The following is a 19,133-nucleotide window of genomic DNA, read 5'->3' as shown; positions in this document are numbered from 1 at the left end:
CGCCCGCCGACTGGCCGGACGGACACCGCGGGCACCCGAACGGCCCAGCGGCTCCCCGCTCCCCCGGGCAGCCCCTCCCGGACCGGCCCGGGGCCCGGTGCGGGCGGTGCCGGGGGCGGCTCCGTCAGGGACCCGGAATTGCTAATCTCGGCAACCGCGCAGGTCGCGGCGGAGGGACGCGGGTCCCTCCCGGGCGGGGCGCGGGCAGCCGCGGTGGCGCGGGGACGGGTGACGAGGTGCTGAGGAGCGGTGGGATGCAGGAAGCCGGGAGCCGCCGGTCGGGGACCCGCGGGGGCGCCGGGAGGGCGGCAGGGCGATGAGCACTCCGCTGTACAAGCTGAAGGCCGAGTTCTTCAAGACGCTCGGTCATCCGGCGCGCATCCGGGTCCTGGAGCTGCTGAGCGAGCGGGAGTACGCGGTGGCGGAGATGCTGCCGGAGGTGGGCATCGAGCCGGCGCACCTGTCGCAGCAGCTCGCGGTGTTGCGGCGGGCCAACCTGGTGGTGTCGCGCAAGGCGGGCTCGACCGTGTACTACTCGCTGACCAGTCCGCACATCGCCGAACTGCTCGCGGTGGCCCGCACCATCCTGTCCGGGGTGCTGGCCGGGCAGGCCGAGTTGCTGGCGGACCTGCGCACGGACACCGGGGCGAAACCGCCGTCCTGACCGCTGCGGGGCATACCGGGCACCGTCGCACCGTAAAATCGTGCTTCCACCAGGCAGTTGAGTGAAGGAGACACGAGGCCGGCATGTTCGACGCGCTGAAGAACCTCAAGGACAAGGACGCCCTGAAGAACCTGAAGGAGAAGGCCGAGGAGGTCGCCGGCACGCACGGCGACAAGATCTCGGACGGACTGGAGAAGGTCGGCGAGTTCGTCGACGGCAAGACCCGCGGCAAGCACAGCGACAAGATCGACACGGCGGTCGACAAGGCGCAGGACTTCGTCGGGAAGCTGGGCGACAAGGACGAGAAGGGCGACAAGGACGGCAAGGACGAGAAGAAGTCCTGACCGGCCGCTCCCCCGTCGCGCCGCTCCCGCTCCCGGGCCCGAGGGCTGTTCGGAGGTCCGGGAGGAGGCGGTGCGGCGGGCGGGGCGTCCGGCGTGCGGGTCGGGTGCGGGCGCGGCCCGCAGGTCCTTCCGGGAGACCTTGCCGACACCGGTCCGCGGGAACTCGGTCACGAACGCGACGCGGTCGGGCACCTCGTACGCGGCCGGCCCCCGTTCGTGGACGAAGCGTGTGATCGCCACCGGCCGGGGCCGTTCGGCGCCGGAGCGCAGGATGACGTAGGCGCAGGTGCGTTCGCCGAGGTGGGGGGCGGGTTCGAGGTGGTCCGGTGGCCGCGCCGGCGACGGCCCCCGCCTGAACGCGGGGCGGACCGCCCCCGCCGGGCGGGGTCGCGGGCCCGGCGGCGAGAGCCGCGGCGCCCGTCCCGGGCGGCGGCGTGCGACCGTCCCGCGACCCGGTGGCGTGGATCCGCCCGGCCGTCGCGGCGTCCCGCCGGGGAACCGTCTGCCGCGCCGGGGCGGGGGCCGCACCGCACCTTCCGCACGACGCCGTGGGGCGGCACCGGTGCCCGGCGGGTGTCCACGCCGCCATCCGCATGGCGGACGTGTCGCCCGCCCAAGGGCGTGGGCGTCTAGGGTGGGCGGTGCAGCTGGTTCGCCCCGTCCGCCAGGCGGGATGCGTCGCAAGAGGGAACCCGGTGGGAATCCGGGACTGCCCCGCAGCGGTGAGCGGGAACGACCGCCGTCATGAGCACTGGGCCGAAGGGCCTGGGAAGCGACGGTCAGTAGGTGTCCTCCTCGGTGACCGAGAAGGACGTGCCCGCGAGTCCGAAGACCTGCCACCTGCCCGAGCGCGCACCCCGCGCGCCCGGACATCCCGGTGACCTCGAGGGCGGGTCGGCGTACACACCAGACGGACGAGCGCGGCGGACCGGCGTGCTGTCGTCCCGTCCGGTCCGTCACCCCTTCGCGCACTCGTCCCGTCGCCGGGACCTCAGGGATCCATCTCGCGAAGGAGATCTCCGTGACCACCGAGTCCGCAGCCGCGGCAGCACGGGCCACCGTGTACGGCTACCCCCGTCAGGGCCCGAACCGGGAACTGAAGAAGGCGGTCGAGGGCTACTGGAAGGGCCGCGTCGGCGCCGACGCCCTCCACGCCACCGCCGCCGCACTGCGCCGCGACAACCGGCGGCGACTCGCCGAGGCCGGCATCCACGAGGTGCCCACCGGCGACTTCTCGTACTACGACCACGTGCTCGACACCACCGTCATGGTCGGTGCCGTGCCGGAACGGCACCGTGCCGCCGTCGCCGCCGACCCGCTGGACGGCTACTTCGCCATGGCCCGCGGCACCCAGGAGGTGGCGCCGCTGGAGATGACCAAGTGGTTCGACACGAACTACCACTACCTGGTGCCCGAACTGGGCCCCGACACCGTGTTCACCGCCGACTCCTCCCGGCAGGTCGCCGAGGTGCGCGAGGCCCTCGCGCAGGGCCTCGCCCCCCGGCCGGTCCTGGTCGGACCGGTCACCTACCTGCTGCTCGCCAAGCCCGCGCCCGGCGTCGCCGAGGGGTTCGACCCGCTCACCCTGCTGGACCGGCTGCTGCCCGTCTACGCCGAGGTGCTGGCCGACCTGCGCGCGGCGGGCGCCGCGTGGGCCCAGCTCGACGAACCCGCCCTGGTCCAGGACCGCACGCCGGCCGAACTGAACGCGGCCGGGCGGGCCTACCGCGACCTCGGCGGACGGGAGGACCGGCCCCGGCTGCTGGTCGCCTCCTACTTCGACCGGCTCGGGGACGCGCTGCCGGTGCTGGCGAAGGCGCCGGTCGAGGGGCTGGCGCTGGACTTCGCCGAGGCCGCCGCGGGCAACCTGGACGATCTCGCCGCCGTGGGCGGGCTGCCGGGCAAGCGGCTCGTCGCGGGCGTCGTCGACGGCCGCAACGTGTGGGTCAACGACCTCGCCCGCTCACTGACCACTCTCGGCACGCTGCTGGGCCTGGCCGGCCGGGTCGACGTCTCCGCCTCCTGCTCCCTGCTGCACGTGCCGCTGGACACCGCCGACGAGCGGGACATCGATCCGCAGATCCTGCGCTGGCTCGCCTTCGCCCGGCAGAAGACCGCCGAGATCGTCACCCTGGCCCGCGGCCTCGCCCACGGCACCGACGCCATCGCCGCCGAACTCGCCGCCAACCGGGCCGACCTGGCCTCCCGCGCCGACTCGCCGATCACCCGGGACCCGGCGGTGCGCGCCCGCGCCGCGGCCGTGACCGACGCCGACGGGCGCCGCTGCCTGCCCTACGCGGAGCGGACCGCCGCCCAGCGCGCCCGCCTCGGCCTGCCGCTGCTGCCGACCACGACGATCGGCTCGTTCCCGCAGACCACGCAGGTGCGGACGGCCCGCGCCGACCTGCGGGCCGGGCGGATCGGCCGGCCCGAGTACGAGGAGCGGATGCGGACCGAGGTGCGGGAGGTCGTCTCGTTCCAGGAGAAGGCCGGTATCGACGTGCTGGTGCACGGCGAACCCGAGCGCAACGACATGGTGCAGTACTTCGCCGAGCGGCTCACCGGCTACCTGGCGACCCGCAACGGCTGGGTCCAGTCGTACGGCACCCGGTACGTGCGCCCGCCGGTGCTGGCCGGTGACATCGCGCGCCCCGCGCCGATGACGGTGACCTGGACGACGTACGCCCAGTCGCTGACCGGCCGTCCCGTCAAGGGCATGCTCACCGGTCCGGTGACGATGCTCGCGTGGTCCTTCGTCAGGGACGACCAGCCGCTCGGCGAGACCGCCCGCCAGGTGGCCCTCGCCCTGCGGGACGAGGTCGCGGACCTGGAGGCGGCCGGGACGTCGGTCATCCAGGTCGACGAGCCCGCGCTGCGCGAGACCCTGCCGCTGCGCGCCGCCGGGCGCCCCGCCTATCTCGCCTGGGCGACGGAGGCGTTCCGGCTGACCACGAGCGGGGTGCGGCCGGACACGCAGATCCACACGCACATGTGCTACGCCGAGTTCGGTGACGTCGTGCGGGCCATCGACGATCTCGACGCGGACGTCATCAGCCTGGAGGCGGCCCGCTCGCACATGCGGGTGGCCCGCGAACTCGCCGCGCACGGCTATCCGCGCGAGGCCGGCCCCGGTGTCTACGACATCCACTCCCCGCGGGTGCCGGACACCGAGGAGGTGGCCGCCCTGCTGCGCACCGGGCTGGCGGCGATCCCCGCCGAGCGGCTGTGGGTCAACCCGGACTGCGGGCTCAAGACCCGGGGCTGGCCGGAGACACGGGTGTCCCTGGAGCATCTGGTGGCCGCCGCCCGGACGGTCCGCGAGGAGCTGACCGGGGGCTGACGCCCCACGGCGGGGGCGCGGCCCGGGACCGCCCGGCGCGGTTCCCGGGCCCGCGCCCGCCCCGCCGGCCGCGCTTCCGTACGGGCCGGAGCTACCGTGACCGGGCGCGCCCCCGGCACCGCCGCGCCGCGGGAGCGCACCGAGGACGACCGGATTCGCCAAGGAGGTCCCCATGTCCGGTGAACACGTCACCGACCGGCCCGAGGTGCCCGCCGCCCGCCGGCCCGCCGGGTACGGCCCCTGCGTGCTGCTCAAGCACGGGGAGATCTTCCTGAAGGGACGCAACCGCCGGCGGTTCACCGAGCGGCTGCAGGACAACCTGCGGATCGCGCTGCGCGGGGTGGGCGGCTCGACGTGGATCAAGACCGCGCAGAACGTCACGGTGCTCGGCGGGCAGGTCCCCCGGGAGGTCCTGGTGGAGCGGGCGCGCAGGGTGGTCGGCTTCAACGCGGTCGAGCCGGCCGTGCGCGTCCCGAGCGACCCCGGCGAGATCACGCGGGCGGCCGTCGACGCCGTGCGCACCGCCCTCGCCCGGCGCCCGGCGGCCACGTTCGCGGTGCGGGTGAAGCGGCGGGACAAGGGGTTCCCGGTGACCTCGTACGGGATGGCCGGGCACCTCGGGGCGCGAGTGCGGGAGGCCGTGCCCGCGCTGCGGGTGGACCTGACGGCACCGGAGCTGACGCTGACGGTGGAGATCGACCGGAAGGAGACGTACCTCTCCTGTGAGCGGCTGCCGGGCCTGAGCGGACTGCCGGTCGGCTCCAGCGGACGCGCGCTGGTCCTGCTCTCCGGCGGCTACGACTCCCCCGTCGCCGCCCACCGCGCCATGCGCCGCGGACTGGCCTGCGACTTCGTCCACTTCAACGGCGCCCCCTACACCAACCCCTCCTCCGTCTACAAGGCCTACGCCCTCGCCCGCGAACTCAACCGCTACCAGCCCCCCGGCGACCTCCACGTCATCGCCCTCGGCAAGGCACAGAAACAACTCGCCGTCGCCGGAGCCGGACGCCTCCAGGTCGTCGCCCAGCGCCGCCTCATGATCCGCACCGCCACCGCCCTCGCCACCACCACCGGCGCCCACGCCCTCGTCACCGGCGACAGCCTCGGCCAGGTCGCCAGCCAGACCCTCGCCAACCTCACCGCCGTCGACGACGCCACCACCCTCCCCCTCCTGCGCCCCCTCCTCGCCTGGGACAAACAGGAGATCATCGACGAGGCCCGCACCATCGGCACCGCCGGCATCTCCGTCCTCCCCGACGAGGACTGCTGCGGCCTCCTCGCCCCACCCCGCGTCAGCACCCGCGCCGGACTCCCCCAACTCCACTCGGTCGAACGACGCCTCGACCTCGACGACGTCGTCGAAACCCTCCTCGCGAGCGCCCGCCTGATGCACCCCGGCGACGGGACCACGGCGGCGGACGCGGCCGGACCGGCTCAGGACGCCCCGGCGTCCGTCCCCTCCGCCGCGTACGCCAGGCCGAGTTCACGCTCGCCCAGGGGAGCGAAGTAGCGCTCCACGTCGTCGTCGGTGACCTCGGCGAGGGTGGCCGGGGACCAGCGCGGGGAGCGGTCCTTGTCGACGACCTGGGCGCGGATGCCCTCCACCAGGTCGTGGCTGCCGAGGCCCGCGAGGGAGCTGCGGTACTCCTGGTCGAGGACGGCTTCGAGGCTGCCCAGGACCCGGGCCCGGCGCACCGCGGCCAGGGTGGCCTTCACGGCGGTGGGGGAATTCGTGAGCAGGGTCTCGGCGGTCTCCTTGGCGGCCGGGTCACCGTGGGAGGTGAGCCGGCCGACGATCTCCTCGACGGTGTCGGCGCCGTAGCAGGCGTCGATCCACTCGCGGGCCGCGGCGAGACCACCCGGCGGAGCGGGCCGCGTATGCCGGGCCACGGCCTCCGCCGCCGGGAGTACCGCCAGGTCGGCGAGGAGGTCCGGCAGCGCCGCGGACGGCACGTGGTGGTCGGCGAGGCCGCACAGCAGCGCGTCCGCGGCGCCGACCCGCGCGCCGGTCAGCGCGAGGTGGGTGCCCAGTTCGCCGGGGGCGCGGGAGAGCAGGTGGGTGCCGCCGACGTCGGGGACGAAGCCGATCCCGGTCTCCGGCATGGCGATCACCGACCGCTCGGTGACGATCCGGACACCGCCGTGGGCGGACACGCCGACACCGCCGCCCATCACGATCCCGTCCATGACCGCGACATACGGCTTGGGGTAGCGGGCGATCCGGGCGTTGAGCCGGTACTCGTCCCGCCAGAACGCCGCCGAGGCCGTACCGTCGCCGTCCCGCGCGTCGGCGTGCACGACGCGGATGTCACCGCCCGCGCACAGGCCACGCTCGCCGGCACCGGTCAGCACGACCGTCTCCACGGCCGGATCGCGCTCCCACTCAGACAGCGCCTCGTCGATGCGGAGCACCATCTCGTGGGTGAGCGCGTTGAGCGCCCGGGGCCGGTTCAGGACGAGGTGGGCGGCCCGGCCCGTGGTGTGGCGGAGGACCGGGTCACCGGTGCCGCCGCTCATCCGCGTGCCTCCGTCGTACCGCCGTCCGCGCTGACTCGCATGTCTCCTCGACTCCTTCCGGGACCCGGGTGGACCTCCGTTCCGGATGATCCTCTCAGGGCCCGGGGGCGTGCCGGGCGGCCGGGGCGGGGGCACACCGGGTACGCCGGGAGCCGTCACGTGATCTCCAGGACCTCCCGGACCGGGCGGCGGGGGCTCGCCGGGCCCCGGGGCCCGTAGCCGAGGCGCAGCACCATCTGGACCTGTCCGGCGCCGGACCCGGGATCGCGGACCAGCCGGCGCAGGTCGCGTTCCTCCAGGGCGTGGGAGGTCAGGGAGGTGACCAGTTCGGCGAGGGTGGCCTCCAGCAGGACCCGTTCCAGGGCCTGGCCGGCGCGCAGCCAGTCGGCGGGCCGGTCCTCGGGGGTGCTGAGCAGGGCGAGGCGCGGGGTCTGCTCGAAGGAGGCGGCTCCCCGGTCGGCCACCGGCCGGTCCCCGGCGAAGTCGCGCACCGGGGCCCTGCCGCCCGCCTTGCGTGGCCCGAAGGCGTACTCGGGGACGCCGTCCGTGGCGGAGGCGGCCTCGGGCCCGAGCCGGGTCCAGCGGTCGATCTCCTCCCGGGCCTGCGGCGTCATGGCCTCGCGGCTCTCCGCGTCCCGGACCAGGTCGAGGACGGTGTCGGTGTGCCAGGGGTGCGGGAGGACGAGTTGGGCGCCCTCCTCGGCGGCGGCCTCGGCCAGCCGGTCGAGGACCGGGACGGGGACGGTCTTCTCGGCGAAGGGGTAGCGGCTGGCGTGCCGCTGCCGGATCGCGGGGTGGAGCCGGGCCAGCGGGGCGTCCGGCGGGGTGCCGTCGGGTTCGGCCAGGTCGACGGCGGCGAGCAGGAACGGGACGTCCGGTGCGGGCAGCAGCCGTACGCGCGGGTCGAGTCCCGCGTGCACGGCGGACACGCGCAGGTTGAACAGGGCCGCGCCACAGCCCAGATGCAGGGCCCGCTCGTCGGGGTCGGTGCGGGGCATGGCGCGCTCCGGGTCGGCGCTCAGCAGCAGCCGCCGCTCCCCCGCGAGGAACCGGAAGCGCCAGGGCTGGGCGTTGTGCATGGAGGGCGCGGCGGTGGCGTCGGCCACCAGCGCGGCCACCGTCCTCTCGTCGAGGGGCCGGGGAACCATGGGTGTCCTCCTCCCGACAGGCTGCTCCCAGTGTCCCCCACGGGCGCCGTCCGTGCCGGGTCCGGGCGCCGTCCGATCCGGGGGACGTGCCTGTCCCGGGCGCCGCGCGCCTCCAGCGCCGGGTGGGGGCCGGCCGCGGGGCCGAGCGGGTGGACGGCGTCCACCACGGCGCGGGTCGCCGGTCACCGCGGTCTGCGCGGACCGGCGCGCCGAGTGCGCGGCGGTGCGCGGCGCGGCCCGGCGGACCCCGGCCGTGGCGGGTCCGTGCGCGCTCCGCCGGTCCGCCCTCCTGTTCCGGGCGCGCCGGACCGGGCCGTACGTCCCGCTGGGACCGGCGCCCGGCCGCGCGCGAGGGCGGTGGCATCCGGCACGTAACGCGCCCCGGCGCGCGCTCCGCGCGGAGCGGGGGCACCGGCGTCGGGCCGCGTCGGGCCGGGGACGGTCAGGCGTCCGCCGCCGGTACCACCTCCCGTTGCGCCCCGCCGAGCACCACCTTGAGCGCACCGGTGTCTGCCGCGCCCGCGAACACGTCGTACGCCTCCTGCATCCGCTCCAGCGGGAAGGTGTGGGTCACCATGCGCCCGGTGGGCAGCCGGCCGGCCGACGCCATGCGCAGCAGGGTCGGGGTCGTGCGCGTGTCGACCAGTCCGGTGGTGATGGTGACGTTCTTGATCCACAGGTCTTCCAGGTGCAGTGTGGCCGGGGCCCCGTGCACACCGATGTTGGCGACGTGCCCTCCGGGGCGGACCATGCGGGTGCACATCTCGAAGGTCTCCGGCACGCCCACCGCCTCGACGACCACGTCCGCGCCGAGCCCGCCGGTCAGGTCGTCGACGAGTTGTCCGGGGTCCTCGCGGGCGTCGGCGACCGCGTCGGCGCCGAAGGCGGTCGCCGCCTCCAGGCGGGAGGGGGCCAGGTCGACGGCGACGATCCGCTCGGGCGAGAACAGCCGGGCCGTCGCGATCGCCGCCAGTCCGATGGGTCCGGCGCCGACGACGACCACGGTGTCGCCGGGGCGGACCCGCCCGTTGAGCACGCCCACCTCGTAGGCGGTGGGGAAGATGTCGGCCAGCATGACGGCGTCCTCGTCACGCAGCGCGCCGGGCAGCGGGTGCACGGCGAGGTCGGCGAAGGGGACGCGGACGTACTCGGCCTGGGTGCCGTCGACGAGGTGGCCGAGGATCCAGCCGCCGCCGCCCAGGCACTGGCCGTAGGCGCCCTCGCGGCAGTAGCGGCACCGGCCGCACGGGCTGATGCAGGAGACCAGGACCCGGTCGCCGGGGCGTACGGTGCGCACGTCGCCGCCCACTTCGACGACCTCGCCGACCGCCTCGTGGCCGAGGACCGTCCCCGGCCGGACCTCGGGCACGTCGCCCTTGATGATGTGGAGGTCCGTGCCGCAGACGGTCACGGCGCGGACGCGCACGATGGCGTCGGTGGCGTCCTTGACGGACGGGTCCGGGACCTCTTCCCAGGCGGCCTGTCCGGGACCGTGGAAAACGTAGCCTTTCATGCCGATCCTCACCCTCTTGCTCGCTCGTCGGGAGGCCGGAACCGGACGGCGGAACGCCGGCCGGGCCGAGCCGGTGACGGCTCGGTGGCGGGATGACCCCGCCGTTCCAGCTTGGCCGAGAACCGGCCGCCCCGCATGGGCCGGGCGGACCGGGCGGGCCGGCCGGAAGGGTCCGTTCGGCCCACGCGGACCCCCCTCACCGGCCCAAGACCCCGGGGCGCGGCCCGTGCCAGGGTCGAATTCCAGGGGGGATCGAGGAGGTGCCGCTCATGTACGGCGGCAAGGCCGAGAGGAAGCGACCGTGGCGGTGGCGGCGCAGTCCGCTGCGCCGGCGCGTCGACACCGTCGAAGCCTGGATCGTGCTGCTGGTGTGGGCCGTGATCGCGGCCGGGGGAACCCTCGCGGGTCTGCTGACGGCGCACGCCGCGGACGCCTCGTTCGCGCTCCAGCGCGCCGAGCGCCAGTCGGTGCGGGCCGTTCTGGTCGCGGACGTGCCGCAGAGCGCGTCCCCCACCCAGACCGCCTACCGCGCCTTGGTGAAGGTCCGCTGGACCGCGCCGGACGGCACGTCCCGGACCGGCGAGACCCTGGCGACATCGGGGCTGCGCGCCGGTTCGTCGATCATGCTCTGGCAGGACCGGGGCGGCTCGCTCACCGGGGCGCCGACGGATCCGGCCAACGCGTCCGTCGAGTCCGCGCTCTACGGCGCGGGGGCGGCCGTGGCCGTGGCGGGCCTCATCTACGGGACCGGGGCCCTGGTGCGGTGGCGGCTGGACCGGCGGCGGCTGGACGAGTGGGCCCGCGAGTGGGAGCGGGTCGGCCCGCGGTGGAGCCGGCGCACCGGCTGACGACGGGGCGGCCCGCGCCGGGCGCGGTCCGCACGGGCGGGAGCGCCGCCCCCGGCGGCGGCCCGCCGGAACCCGAGGAGGTGGCACATGCTCCGCGACGACTACCAATACGCCATCCCTCCCGTGGACGAACCGGCCTGGGGCGCCCCGCCCGCGGGCCTCGGCCCCGTGGGCGGCCGGCCGGTGACGGTCCCGATGACCGCCGAGGGGCCGTGGGAGCGGCCCGGAGGCGAGGTCGCGGTGCCGGTCGGCCCGGCGCGGCTCGCGGGCCGTCTCGTCCTGCCCCCGGGCGCGGGGAGCCTGGTGGTCCTCGCGCACGGCAGCGGATGCAGCCGGCACAGCCCGCGCAACCGCCGGCTGGCCGCCGCCCTCGGCCGGGCGGGCCTCGGCACCCTCCTCCTGGACCTGCTCACCAGCGGCGAGGAACGCCTCCCGGACGCCCTCTTCGACATCCCCCTGCTGGCCGGGCGGCTGGGCGAGACCACCCGGTGGCTCGGCCGGGAGACCGGCCTGCCGGTGGGCCTCCTCGGCGCCGGCACGACCGCCGGAGCGGTGCTGGAGGCGGCGGCCTGGGGCGACGCGCACGCCGTGGTCTGCTGCGGCGGCCGTCCCGACCTGGCCGGGCCGGCGGCCCTCGCCCGGGTGCGGGCGCCGACGCTGTTCGTCGTCGGCGCGCTGGACGCCCGGGTGCTCGGGCTGAACCGGCTCGCCGCCGGGCAGCTGCGCTGTGAGCACCGCCTGGCCGTGGTGCCGGGCGCCACCCGTCTCTTCACCGAGCCGGGCGCGCTGGACGCGGTCGCGCGGCTGGCGGCCGGCTGGTTCACCGCGCACCGGCCCGTGAGGGTCTGATCCGCGCGCGGGCGGGGGCCCGGCGTCCGCGCCCCTCGCACGACGGGCCGGGGCCCATGCGGGACCGGGTGCCCGGCGGGAGCTCCGGTGTCCGGCAGGGGAGGGAGGTTCCCTTCACCGGACCGTCGCCCGGCCCGCGCCCCGCCCGGCCGCCGGTACGCCCGCCCCTCGGTCGAGGGCCCGCACTCCCCACCGGGGCTCGGCATCGAGAGGCGAGTCCTGGGCAAGGGCTCCGGCCCGGACGCCCAGATGTGGAGGGGGCGACGGGCAGGCGGCGCGGTGTCGCCGCGCGGGCGGCCCATGCGGCGGCGGCCCGGCTCTCCGGCGATCCGTCGAGACCACGGTGACGGTGCGGGGCACGTCGCCCACCTCCCGGACGCCGGCCGGTGCGGTACGGCCCCGGCTGGCCTCGTGGCGGCGAGGCCGGTCCGGCAGGGGCCGGCGGGCCCCGACCGGGGCCGGCCGGCTCCGGACGGGCCGGTGCGGCGGCCCCCGGGGGCGGGGGCTGCCGGGGGCGGGGCTGCCGGGGGCGGGTGGGGGTCAGCGGAGCCAGTGGTGGTCGCGGACGACGGGGAGGCGGGCCCAGGTCCGGCCGAGGCCGAGGGTGTCGCCGGCCGCGGCGGCGGCGAGGACGACCAGGAGGACGGCGTAGACCAGGTGGTAGTCGGCGAAGGGGTTCGTCGACATGCTCGGCGAGCCGTCCGAGAGGTGCCGGGCGGGCGGCCATTCGGCCATCCACATCAGCGCCATCATCACGGACCCGGCCAGGGCGGCCAGCCGCAGCGCGACGCCGGCGATCAGGGCGACGCCGATGCCGAGCAGGCCGAGCATGAAGAGCCAGTCGGCCCAGACGGCGCCGGCCCAGGAGTGGAACACGGACTCCAGCGGTCCGGCCTCGACGGAGCCGAGGAAGCCCCGGGTGGGCGAGCCGCCGTCGGGCCAGCCCCTGCCGGACGGGGTGGCGTAGCCGAGGCCCAGGAGCTTGTCCAGGAAGGCCCACAGGAAGACGAACCCCATGAGCATCCGCGCTCCGGCGAGGACGCGGGCCGGTGTGCCGGTGGTGGGGCCGCAGGCCGCCGGGCCGGTGCCGAGGGGAGGCGGGCGCCGGCCCGCTCGGTGCGGGGACTGTTCGTGGACGGCCATGGCGGTGATCCCTTCGGGGACTGTCCGGGTGGTTCCCGGCGGTTCCCACTCTCGCTGTACGAGGGCGCCGGCGCCCGCCGCCGAAGGTCCGCGGCCCGGGGCTGAACGGCCCTGCTTCCAGGGGCTGTTCGGGGTGTGGAGGACGGGCCGCGAGGAACGGCGCGTACGGGGCGCGGCCGTGCCGCCGGGAGCGTCCGCACCGGCCGGCCGCCGCGGCGGGGTCAGCCGCCGTCCGGCACCGGCACTCGCCACTCCAGGGTGGTCCCGCCCCCGTCCGGGGTGGACAGCCGCAGCTCGCCGCCGAGTTGGGCGGCGCGTTCGGCCATGTTGCGCAGTCCGCTGCGGCGGCCCCCGGCCGGTATGCCGACGCCGTTGTCGGTGACGGTCAGGCGCAGTTCGCGGCCGTCGGTCTCCAGGGCGACGGCGGCACGGCCGGCGCGGGCGTGCCGGGCGATGTTGGTGAGCGCCTCGGAGAGCACGGCGACCACGTGGTCGGCGACGCGGCCGGGCACCTCGGTGTCCAGCAGCCCTTCCATCCGCAGGCTCGGCGCGAAGCCCAGCACCGGCGCGGCCTCCCCGACCGCGCGCACCGCCCGTCCGCGCAGACCGGCGCCGGCGTCCTCACCGCGGGCGCGCAGTCCGAAGATGGTCGACCGGATGATCTTGATGGTCTCGTCGAGGTCGTCCACGGCCCGCAGGACGCGTTCGGAGGCGGCGCTGTGCTCGATGAGGCGGCCCGCGCTCTGGAGGGTCATGCCGGTGGCGAACAGGCGCTGGATGGCCAGGTCGTGGAGGTCGCGGGCGATGCGGTCGCGGTCCTGGAGGACGGCGATCTGCTCGGCGTCGCGGCGCCGTTCGGCGAGTTCCATGGCGAGGGCGGCCTGCGCGGCGAAGCCCTGGAGCGGTTCGGTCTCCTTCTCGGAGAAGACCGCCTGGCCCGCCTGCCGCACCAGCAGGACCACGCCGCGGACGCCCTTGCCGACGCCGAAGGGGACGGCGACGGCGGGGCCGAGTCCGGCGAAGCCGGGGGCGGCGGGCGAGATCCGCTCGTCCTGGTTGACGTCGTCGCAGCGGACCGGGGCGGCGGTCGCGAAGGCCCGGCCGGTGAGGCTGTCCCCGACGGGCAGCACCAGGCCCCGGTGCTCCTCCGCGCCCTGCCCGGTGGCGAGCTCGACGACCAGCGAGTCGGTGCCCTCCATGGGCATGGCGAGGACGGCGAGGGCGGCGCCGGTGATCTCCCGGGCCCGTTCGGCGATCAGCCCCAGGGCCTCGCCGCGCTCGCTGCCGGACATCAGGCTGTGGGTGATCTCCGCGTTGGCGCGGAGCCAGCGTTCGCGCAGCCGGGACCGTTCGTAGAGGCGGGCGTTGTCGATGGCGACGCCCGCGGCGACGGCGAGGGTGGACAGGACCGACTCGTCCTCCTCGTCGAACTGGGCGCCGCCCCGCTTCTCGGTGAGGTACAGGTTGCCGAACACCTGGTCGCGGACCCGGATGGGCACGCCCAGGAAGGAGTTCATCGGCGGGTGGTGGGCCGGGAAGCCGTAGGAGGAGGCGTGCTCGGAGAGCTTCGCCAGGCGCAGCGGCTCCGGGTGGCGGATGAGTTCCCCGAGGATGCCGTGGCCCTCGGGGTAGGGGCCGATGCGGGCGATCTGCTCCTCGCTGACGCCGACCGTGTGGAAGGCGGAGAGCCGCTTGCCGTCCGGGCCGATCACGCCGAGGGCCGCGTACCGGGCGTCGACGAGGGCCGCGGCGGCCTCGACGATGCTGTGCAGCACCTGTTCGAGGTGGAGTTCCCGGCCGACCGAGAGCACCGCCTCCAGCAGGCTGTGCACCCGGTCCCGGGTGCCCCGGGCCGCGTCCAGCCGCGCCTGCAGCTCCTCCAGCAGTTCGTCCAGTCTGAGCTGCGGCAGTCGTGGGCGGGCCCGCTCGTCAGGGCTCTCCACCAGTGGTCCTCCAGGTCCCTCCGACGCGCCGGCAGCCGTTCGTTTCCGGTCTCCCGTCCACGGTAGCGGTCCGGGCGGGCCGAGGACACGGGAGGGTGACCACGACCGTGCGACGGGACGGACCGGACCGGCCGCACGCCGCCACCCGGCGGCCGGGTGGCGGCCGGGGTCAGCGCCCGTCCTGCCGGAGCCGGTCCTGCGCCTGGGTGGCGATGACGGCGGCCTGGATACGCCGCTCGACGCCCAGCTTGGCCAGCAGCCGGGAGATGTGGTTCTTCACCGTCTTCTCGGCGAGGTAGAGCCGCTGGCCGATCTGCCGGTTCGTCAGGCCCTCGCCGATGAGGGCGAGGATCTCCCGTTCCCGGTCGGTCAGTCCGGGCAGCGGTTCCGGCTCCTGCTCCTTCTCCTGCTCGCCGCGGAGCCGGGCCATCAGCTTGGCGGTGGCGCTCGGGTCGAGCAGGGACTGCCCGGCGGCGACGGTGCGCACGGCCGAGACCAGGTCGGAGCCCTGGATCTGCTTGAGCACGTACCCGGAGGCGCCCGCCATGATCGAGTCGAGGAGGGCCTCCTCGTCGTCGAAGGAGGTCAGCATCAGGCAGGCGAGGTCCGGCATGCGCGAGCGCAGTTCGCGGCAGACGCTCACTCCGTCGCCGTCCGGCAGCCGCACGTCGAGCACCGCCACCCGCGGGCGCAGGGCCGGGACACGGACGAGGGCCTGTTCGACCGTGCCGGCCTCCCCGACCACGGTGATGTCCGGCTCGTCGTCCAGCAGGTCGCGCACCCCGCGCCGTACCACTTCGTGATCGTCCAGCAGGAAGACCCTGATCGGTTCGTCACTGCCGGGCCGCTCGCTGTCCGCCATCGAACACTCCTCGTCTGCGTCGTCTCCGCGGGCCGCCCGTGGTCCCGGCCGCCCCGCCCGCACGCACGCGTGCGGCGCCCGGCGCCGTGGCGCTCCGCACCGCGCGGCGGCACGTCACCGAGCCTAGCGGGGTCCCGGGGCCCCGCGTCCCCCTCGGTTCGCGCCCGGTCCGAGGGCCGGGGCCGGGCATGATCCGGCCGGCCCGCCGTAGGGCCGAACGGCCCTAGCAGGGGCCCGGTTCCCGGAGCTCCAATGAACTGAGCACCTCTGGACACCCGCGGGCCGCGGCGGGAGGTCGCCGCACCGGACCGGCCCCCGTGCTCCCCGGTGGCAGACCTCCCGGCCGTCCCGAAGGCCGGGCGGAGACAGGACAGTGAGCGATGAAACCGCACGGAAGCACGCCATGACTCTCGACAACGTCCGCTCGATCCCGGTCCGGCCCCGCCGCAGCACCGAACTCGACAGCGCGGAGGCCCTGCGGCTGCTGGGCAGCGTCTCCCTGGGCAGGATCGTCTTCACCCAGCACGCGCTGCCGACGGTGCGCCCGGTCAACCACGTCCTGGACGACGGGGACGTCGTCATCCGCACTCACGAGGGCGCGGCCCTGACCTCCCGCACCCGTACGGCCGACGATCCGGGCGTCGTGGTCGCCTACGAGGCCGACGCGATCGACCCGGAGACGCACCTGGGCTGGAGCGTGGTGGTGACCGGGTACGCGCGGCTGGTGACCGACCCCCGCGACCTGGCCCGCTACCAGGCGATGCTGCGCCCCTGGGTCGAGCAGACCATGGACTACGCGATCCGCATCCGGCCGGACCTGGTCACCGGCATACGGCTCACCGAGGCGGCCGGCGACTGACCCCGCCGGGCGCGCCCGCTTCCCGCGGCGGGCCGCCGGCGGTGGCCGAAGGCCGCCCCGAGCTCCGCGTCCTCCCCGTTCCCCCGTGTCCCCGTCGCCGGACGGCAGGGCCCGGGGGTCCCGCGTTCCGGGGACCTCCGGTCCCGGGCCGCCTCCCCGTGACGGGGACCAGCGGGCCGATCACGGGGGCCGATGGTCCCCGTTCCCGCTCCGGGGCCGTAAGCCCCCCGGAGCGGGGTCCGCCGGCTGGTAGACAGAGTTCCGCCGCCGCGCCCGGTGCGCCGGCCCGCCGCTCCATCCGCCTACGGGAGGCCCCATGCTGTCCGCAGAATCCGCGTCCGTGGTGCGCGCCACCCTGCCCGCGGTGGCCGCCGCGCTCGACGAGATCACCACGCGCTTCTACGGGACGATGCTCCACGACCGGCCCGAACTGCTCGACGGACTGTTCAACCGGGGCAACCAGGCCGGCGGCACCCAGCGCCGGGCGCTCGCCGGGTCGATCGCCGCGTTCGCCACCGCGCTCCTGGACGACCCGGACACCCGGCCGGACGCGCTGCTGGACCGCATCGCGCACAAGCACGTCTCCGTCGGCGTCACCGACGACCAGTACACGATCGTCCACAAGTACCTCTTCGCCGCCATAGCCGAGGTGCTCGGCGACGCCGTCACGGCGGAGGTGGCGGCGGCCTGGGACGAGGTGTACTGGCTGATGGCGGGCGCGCTGATCGGCCGGGAGGCCCGTCTGTACCACGAGGCCGGGCTGCGGCCGGGCCGCGTCTGGCGGCAGTGGAGGGTCGTCGAGCGGCGCCCGGAGACACCCGGCGTGGTGTCCTTCGTGATCCGCCCGGCGGACGGCGGTCCGGCGCCGCGCGCCCGCGCCGGGCAGTACGTGAGCGTGAGCATGCGGATGGCGGACGGTGTGCGCCAGGTGCGGCAGTACAGCCTCTCCGGCGACCCGGGCGGCGAGCTGCGCCGGATCACCGTGAAGCGGGTCCCCGCCCAGGACGGCGCCCCGGCCGGCGAGGTGTCCAACCTGCTCCACGACGACGTGTGCCGGGGCGACGAACTGACCCTGTCGGCCCCCGCGGGCGACGTGTTCCTCGACGACGACGGCACGGGCCCCGTGGTGCTGGTGTCGGCCGGCATCGGCTGCACCCCCATGACGGGCATCCTCGCCCACCTCGCCGAGACGGGGGCCCGGCGGCCGGTGCTGGTCCTGCACGCCGACGGCTCCCCCGCCGAGCACGCGCTGCGCGCCGAGACGCGGGCCCTGGTGGAGAGGCTGCCGGACGCCCGCGCCGAGTTCTGGTACGAGCGGGGCGGCCCGCAGGAGCCGGACGCCCGCACCGGTCTGATGGACCTCACGGACATCGCCCTGCCCGAGGCGGCCACGGTGTTCCTGTGCGGCGCGCTGCCCTTCATGCGGGAGATCCGCGGCCGGCTCCTGGCGGCCGGGGTGCCGGCGCGCCGCATCCGGTACGAGGTCTTCGGCCCCGACCTGTGGCTGCCGGACACGGCGGCCTGAGCCCGTACGGGGGGCGGCCCCCGGGCGCGGTGCCCGGGGGCCGCCGTGTGCCGTCAGGAGGGGGGCGTGGCTCCGGCCTCCCCGGGCAAGGGGCGGGGCCGGGCGCGGGCCACCCGTGTCCGGGAGCGGGCGCCGGGGACGGGGGCGGCCCCGGGCGAGGGCGCGAGCGCGGGCGGGGAGTACGGCCCGGGGTCAGCCGTGGGGGAAGGCGCGGGGGGTGCGGGTCGTGGCGGCGCGCGGGGTTCGTCCGCCCTCCGGTCCGTAACCGAAGCGGATGAGGAGCTGGGGGCAGCAGCGGCTGCGCGGTGCGCTCATCGCCGCGCGCAGGTCGGGCCACTCCATCGCCTGGTGCAGCATCGACGTCCGCACCCCGTGGACGGTGGCCGTCAGCAGGACCCGCTCCAGGGCCTGGCCGGCCCGCAGCCAGTCCCCCAGCCGGTCCCGGGGCGTCCACAACAGGGCGACCTGGACGTGCCGTTCGAAGCGCAGGGCCGGCAGCCGCAGGGGTGCCGAGAAGTCCCGCATCGGCACGTGCCCCGCGCTGTCGCGGGGGCCGAGCGCGGTCACGGGGATGCCGTACGCGGACTCGGCGCCCGGCGTGGTGAGCCAGGTGCGGGTCTCCGCGGCGCGCTCGGGGTGGGTGGCGTTGCGCGCCTCCGCGGCCTGGGTCAGGCGCAGCAGCCGCCGGGTCCCGATGATGTCGGGGACGTCGAGCTGGGCGCCCTCGGCGCGGGCCGCGCCGGTCATGTCGGCGACGACGGCGTCCGGGACGGGGCGGCCGGTGAACGGCATCCGGCTGGTGTGCCGCCGCTCGACCGCGTCGTAGAGCCCGGCCACGGGGTCCGGGGTGCCGGTGGCGGGGCCGGCCAGTTGCACGGTGGCCAGCAGCGTGGGGTCCTCGACCGTCGGCAGCAGCCGCACGAGCGGGGTCCAGCCCAGGTGGGCGGCGGCCACCCGGAGGTTGAGGACGGCGGCGCCCACGGAGAGGAACTGGGCCCGCCGCTCGGGGTCGGTCAGCGGCAGGGACCGGTTGCGGTCGACGCGGACCTCGACGGAGCGGCTGTCGGGGTCCAGGCGGAACCGCCAGGGCTGCGTGTTGTGGATGGACGGCGCGGCCACCGCCGCGGCCAGCAGGGCCTGGACGGCTGTGGCGTCGACTTCGCGGGTCTGCATGGCGGCTCCTTCACACGGCTCGGCCCGTTCTCCCCCACCCTCCGCCGTCCCCGGGTGCGGGGCGAGGGTTGACCGGCCCCGGGCAAGGGGCCGTCCGGCCCCATGGGAGCGGGCGTCGGCTCGCGGGCGGGGCGGTGGCGGACAGGACCACGCCGAGGGAGCCGGTCAGGGGGCCACGGCGAGGGCGCGGGCGCCGGACGGCCCCTGGCGGGGGCGGGGCCGGGTCCGGCGGCGATCACGACCGGGGCGAAGGGGCCGGGTCCGGCGGCGAGGGGCGCCCGTAGCCGGGTTCGGCGAGGCCCGGGTGAGGCCGCGGTACCGGGCGGGGGCCCGGCCGGTGGCGAGCCGGGTGGGGAGGATCACGGGTGCCGGTGAGCTGGTGACGCGGGGGCGGCCGGGCTGGAC

At 76.2% G+C, this 19,133-nt stretch carries 15 protein-coding genes, 1 pseudogene and 1 riboswitch; of the genes and pseudogenes, 8 read left to right on the top strand and 8 right to left on the bottom strand.

From position 1 onward, the window contains the following. Positions 1-316: 316 nt before the first annotated feature. Together VM636_RS29210 and VM636_RS29205 are read left to right on the top strand one after the other, a co-directional pair. Positions 317-664: a metalloregulator ArsR/SmtB family transcription factor gene (locus tag VM636_RS29210; protein WP_030419915.1), complete on the top strand. Its 348-nt coding sequence runs from the start codon at positions 317-319 to the stop codon at positions 662-664. An 83-nt stretch (positions 665-747) separates the two neighbouring features. Beyond that, a complete protein-coding gene (locus tag VM636_RS29205) occupies positions 748-1,008 on the top strand; it encodes an antitoxin (protein WP_338486102.1) in 261 nt (86 codons plus the stop codon). Positions 1,009-1,119: 111 nt separating this feature from the next. Here VM636_RS29205 and entE read toward each other — a convergent pair. Then, positions 1,120-1,323: pseudogene (entE, locus tag VM636_RS29200) on the bottom strand (2,3-dihydroxybenzoate-AMP ligase); the annotation flags it as partial. A 333-nt stretch (positions 1,324-1,656) separates the two neighbouring features. Further along, positions 1,657-1,847, top strand: a riboswitch (cobalamin riboswitch). A 182-nt stretch (positions 1,848-2,029) separates the two neighbouring features. On the opposite strand from entE, the gene metE reads away from it, so the two are divergent. After that, entirely contained in the window at positions 2,030-4,348 is a 2,319-nt protein-coding gene (gene metE / locus VM636_RS29195) for a 5-methyltetrahydropteroyltriglutamate--homocysteine S-methyltransferase (protein ID WP_338486100.1), read from the top strand. Between the two features lie 172 nt (positions 4,349-4,520). Further along, positions 4,521-5,858: a tRNA uracil 4-sulfurtransferase ThiI gene (gene thiI / locus VM636_RS29190; RefSeq protein WP_338486098.1), complete on the top strand. Its 1,338-nt coding sequence runs from the start codon at positions 4,521-4,523 to the stop codon at positions 5,856-5,858. Here thiI and VM636_RS29185 read toward each other — a convergent pair. The 3 genes from VM636_RS29185 to VM636_RS29175 all read right to left on the bottom strand — a co-directional run bounded on the left by VM636_RS29185 (position 5,783) and on the right by VM636_RS29175 (position 9,526). Beyond that, complete coding sequence (locus VM636_RS29185; RefSeq protein WP_338486096.1) at positions 5,783-6,865, bottom strand: enoyl-CoA hydratase/isomerase family protein; 1,083 nt, start codon at positions 6,863-6,865, stop codon at positions 5,783-5,785. The two genes, thiI and VM636_RS29185, sit on opposite strands and share 76 nt — an antisense overlap. A gap of 155 nt (positions 6,866-7,020) precedes the next feature. After that, positions 7,021-8,013: a nitroreductase family protein gene (locus VM636_RS29180; RefSeq protein WP_030423394.1), complete on the bottom strand. Its 993-nt coding sequence runs from the start codon at positions 8,011-8,013 to the stop codon at positions 7,021-7,023. 442 nt (positions 8,014-8,455) lie between these two features. Further along, complete coding sequence (locus VM636_RS29175; RefSeq protein WP_030423395.1) at positions 8,456-9,526, bottom strand: zinc-dependent alcohol dehydrogenase family protein; 1,071 nt, start codon at positions 9,524-9,526, stop codon at positions 8,456-8,458. Between the two features lie 269 nt (positions 9,527-9,795). Here VM636_RS29175 and VM636_RS29170 point away from each other — a divergent pair, with 269 nt between their 5' ends. Both VM636_RS29170 and VM636_RS29165 read left to right on the top strand, forming a co-directional pair. Then, on the top strand, positions 9,796-10,374 hold the full coding sequence (locus VM636_RS29170) for a hypothetical protein (RefSeq protein ID WP_030423396.1): 579 nt from the start codon (positions 9,796-9,798) through the stop codon (positions 10,372-10,374). Positions 10,375-10,461: 87 nt separating this feature from the next. Beyond that, positions 10,462-11,223, top strand: coding sequence for an alpha/beta hydrolase (locus VM636_RS29165; RefSeq protein ID WP_338486092.1), 762 nt, complete (start codon positions 10,462-10,464; stop codon positions 11,221-11,223). 540 nt (positions 11,224-11,763) lie between these two features. Here VM636_RS29165 and VM636_RS29160 read toward each other — a convergent pair. From VM636_RS29160 to VM636_RS29150, 3 genes are all read right to left on the bottom strand, one after another. Continuing rightward, a complete protein-coding gene (locus VM636_RS29160) occupies positions 11,764-12,366 on the bottom strand; it encodes a DoxX family membrane protein (RefSeq protein ID WP_030419374.1) in 603 nt (200 codons plus the stop codon). A gap of 221 nt (positions 12,367-12,587) precedes the next feature. Continuing rightward, the gene (locus tag VM636_RS29155) at positions 12,588-14,312 is read right to left on the bottom strand and encodes a GAF domain-containing protein (RefSeq protein ID WP_030419373.1); all 1,725 of its coding nucleotides are present in this window, start codon (positions 14,310-14,312) and stop codon (positions 12,588-12,590) included. Between the two features lie 166 nt (positions 14,313-14,478). Continuing rightward, the gene (locus VM636_RS29150) at positions 14,479-15,171 is read right to left on the bottom strand and encodes a response regulator transcription factor (protein ID WP_030419372.1); all 693 of its coding nucleotides are present in this window, start codon (positions 15,169-15,171) and stop codon (positions 14,479-14,481) included. 403 nt (positions 15,172-15,574) lie between these two features. Between VM636_RS29150 and VM636_RS29145 the strand changes: the two genes are divergently transcribed. Beyond that, entirely contained in the window at positions 15,575-16,030 is a 456-nt protein-coding gene (locus VM636_RS29145) for a pyridoxamine 5'-phosphate oxidase family protein (RefSeq protein WP_030419371.1), read from the top strand. A 316-nt stretch (positions 16,031-16,346) separates the two neighbouring features. Next, a complete protein-coding gene (locus VM636_RS29140; RefSeq protein WP_030419370.1) occupies positions 16,347-17,555 on the top strand; it encodes a globin domain-containing protein in 1,209 nt (402 codons plus the stop codon). A gap of 192 nt (positions 17,556-17,747) precedes the next feature. Here VM636_RS29140 and VM636_RS29135 read toward each other — a convergent pair whose 3' ends face one another. Then, positions 17,748-18,728: a hypothetical protein gene (locus VM636_RS29135; protein WP_338486088.1), complete on the bottom strand. Its 981-nt coding sequence runs from the start codon at positions 18,726-18,728 to the stop codon at positions 17,748-17,750. Between the last annotated feature and the right edge of the window lie 405 nt (positions 18,729-19,133).

It is taken from the genome of Streptomyces sp. SCSIO 75703, assembly GCF_036607905.1.
Lineage (GTDB): Bacteria > Actinomycetota > Actinomycetes > Streptomycetales > Streptomycetaceae > Streptomyces.
This window is presented reverse-complemented; position numbering and strand designations above follow the sequence as displayed.